A 3184-nucleotide genomic window follows, 5' to 3' on the forward strand; every position below is an offset into this window, starting at 1 on the left:
TCTGATCTTCTCGGCATCGTACATATAGCTCCACCCGTCACCCATTTTGCCGGTTTGCGGCATCCAGAAGTTCATTCCCCAGGGCAGTGCGATAGCAGGGTAGGTATTGCCAGCCGAAAGGCTGAATTTGGATTGTGTGCCCATCAATGGATTTACATAATCAACAGGCTTTGGCTTTTCAGCCGATTGTCCGAAGAGCGCGGAGGCATTTAATAGAAAAAGTAGAAGGAAACAGCAGTTTTTTTTCATTGAGTGGATATAATAGAATTCTTTGATGCGAAACCGTGACAAATGTAATGGAAGGGCGTCTAAGAAGAACAGAATCAATCAAGAATTGCAAATGGGCGCAGTATGACATTTTGTACCGGCATAATTCTTTTTGCATTCAGGCAAATGCATCAGGTTTGGCGCTAGTCAACTTTTGCCATTTTTATGCTGATTTATTCCTTTAAACCAGCTTTTATACTGACATTATTATAACAATCGATACACATTAAAATGACTGAACACTTAAATCGCCTGACTCCCAGCCAAATCGTTTTTGAGCTTGACCAGTACATAATCGGACAAAATGACGCAAAGCGGAACGTCGCGATCGCATTGCGGAACAGGTGGAGAAGAATGAACAGCCCTGCAGATATTCAAAAGGAAATTATTCCGAATAACATATTAATGATAGGTGCTACCGGGGTAGGGAAGACTGAGATAGCGCGCCGGCTCGCGAAGATTGCAGATGCGCCTTTCGTGAAGGTAGAAGCTTCCAAGTTTACCGAAGTAGGTTACGTGGGCCGCGACGTGGAAAGTATGGTGCGCGACCTGGTAGAACAGGCTGTTGGGATGGTACGCATGCAGAAGAAAGAAGAAGTAAAGATCAAAGCCGAACAGGCTGTTGAAGATATTATTCTCGATGCGCTCATTCCGCCCGTTCACGGCTCAAACGTGTCGCGTGTACGCCCGGAAGGTGGCGCAGACGATATGCCGGAGGACGACGGCGAATTGAATCAGCGCACGCGCGAACGTTTCAGGGAAAAGATCAGGAACGGCGAGCTGGACAGCCGGAAGATTGAAATTGAAGTACAGCAAAATCAAATGCCGAATGTAGGTATGATCGGAGGTACTGTCGATGACGTGTCGATGATGAATATCCAGGAAATGATCGGTAATATGATGCCGCGCCGGGGTAAAAAGCGGAAGGTAACCGTGGAGGAAGCCCGTAAGCTGCTGCTTGATGAAGAAGCTTCCAAATTGATTGATATGGACGAAGTAAAGCTGGAAGCGATCCAAAAAGCCGAAAACCTCGGAATTATCTTTATCGATGAAATTGACAAAGTAGCTTCCAGCCGGTCAAATGGCGGCGGCGGTCCGGATGTAAGCCGCGAGGGTGTACAGCGCGATTTGCTCCCCATTGTGGAAGGCAGCGCAGTAAATACAAAACATGGTGTTATCAACACAGACCATATTCTGTTTGTAGCAGCGGGTGCATTTCACGTATCTAAACCTTCCGACCTGATCCCCGAATTGCAGGGACGTTTTCCAATCCGCGTGGAGCTGAACAGCCTGACAGAATCGGATTTTTACCAAATCCTGAAAACACCAAAGAATGCCTTGACGAAGCAGTATGAGGCGATGATGGAAGCCGAGGGCGTAGAGCTGATATTCGAAGATGGTGCGCTGCGCGAAATGGCGAAAATCGCTTTTGAAGTCAACAGCGAAGTCGAAAACATCGGAGCAAGACGCCTACAAACCGTCATGAGCCTGCTTTTGAATGATTTTATGTTCGATATCCCCGACCTGATCGGCGCAGATTCTCAAATCACTGTCACCGCAGAAATGGTGAAAGAGAAGCTATCACATCTGGTGAAAAACCGGGATTTGAGTCAGTATATTCTTTGAGAAGGAGGGAGGGGAAGAAGGGGACGAAAGGGACGAAGGTTTGTCCTTCCCTTTCTACCATCCTCCCTTTCCTCCATCCTCCCTTTCTTCCATTCCACCTACTCCCCAAAGAAAAGCCACTTCAATGCGACTGGGAATTCTTTGCTCCAATGTTTTTCGCTATGGTCTGCTTTGAGATTGGTGCTCGTTTTTATCTGTACCCGATCGTAGCCAAAGCGCTGATTTTCCAGAGCTTCTGTTAATTTATTGAAGTTCGGTATCATGTTGGAACCTTCCTTTCCACCTGCGTATAGGTAAATGCGTGTGGCAAAAGGCTCAAAAAAGTGGATTACGTCAAAATAGATGCGCTGCGAGATCCATAAGGAGGGTGAAAACGCCATAATCCTCCCAAAAAACTGCGGGAACATCAATGCCGCATATATGCTCAGCAAGCCACCTACCGAACTTCCACCAATACCTGTATTAAGGCGGTCGGGTTTGGTCCGGTATCGCGCATCGATGTGCGGCTTCAATGTTTCAGTGATAAACCTGATAAACAGCTCGCCTTGTCCCTTACCGAGCTTTGGATTGGTGTAGGGTGAAAATTCCAGGATACGGTCTTCATTGCCGTGGTCAATGGCGACTATAATTACGCCCGCTTTATCTTCCTTCGCCAGTTTGGTCAGGCTCTTATCGATGTTCCAGTTGCCGAATTCTGATCCTTCTCCAAACAGGTTTTGTGCATCTGTCATATACAAAACGGGAAATGTAAGATCGGGACGGTCGTAATAGTCGTGGGGGAGCAGGATCTGTACCCGGCGCATTTTGCCGAGCTGAGGAATTTCAAATGCTTCAGAAACAAGCTCAACAATGGGGGATATATCGGTTTTCTTCAAAACGTCAGTTTGCCAGCGGAGTACGGTATCCTGTATTAAGGTATCCTTTTCCGTAATCATCCGGTTGCCGTACGGATTGCCAAAACGATCCAGTTCAACCTGGTCCCAGCCTCCGCGGGTGTATTTGTATTCAACGGGAAAAATCAACTCTGCCTCTTCGGGAAACTGAAAGGTGTATTTACCCGGAGCTACCAATGTCATTTTATATGCTTCGAGATCGGGCAGCCATTTGCAAAAATTTCCGGTAATGTAAACCGGGCGTTTGTCAACTGGAGTGGTACTTAATTCAATTGTTAATGTATCAACTAGTACTTGCATTTTTGATAGAGTCACTGGGTTACGTGACTGCAAAAATACTTATTAATCGGCTTTCTTTGAATAATTAACGAATTCAAATTTGAATGCGTGCTTTTCAT

Annotated in this window: 2 protein-coding genes and 1 pseudogene; 1 reads left to right on the plus strand and 2 read right to left on the minus strand. The window is 46.3% G+C overall.

Annotation, left to right across the window (positions count from 1 at the left end):
* Positions 1–249, minus strand: a pseudogene (locus ACTIE6_RS21285) (GH92 family glycosyl hydrolase); the annotation flags it as partial.
* 249 nt (positions 250–498) lie between these two features.
* Between ACTIE6_RS21285 and hslU the strand changes: the two are divergent.
* A complete protein-coding gene (hslU, locus tag ACTIE6_RS21290; protein WP_439558549.1) occupies positions 499–1893 on the plus strand; it encodes an ATP-dependent protease ATPase subunit HslU in 1395 nt (464 codons plus the stop codon).
* A gap of 98 nt (positions 1894–1991) precedes the next feature.
* On the opposite strand, the gene ACTIE6_RS21295 is transcribed toward hslU, so the two are convergent.
* The gene (locus ACTIE6_RS21295) at positions 1992–3086 is read right to left on the minus strand and encodes an alpha/beta hydrolase (RefSeq protein WP_439558550.1); all 1095 of its coding nucleotides are present in this window, start codon (positions 3084–3086) and stop codon (positions 1992–1994) included.
* Positions 3087–3184: the final 98 nt, after the last annotated feature.

This window comes from Dyadobacter sp. (assembly GCF_051859145.1).
Lineage (GTDB): Bacteria > Bacteroidota > Bacteroidia > Cytophagales > Spirosomataceae > Dyadobacter.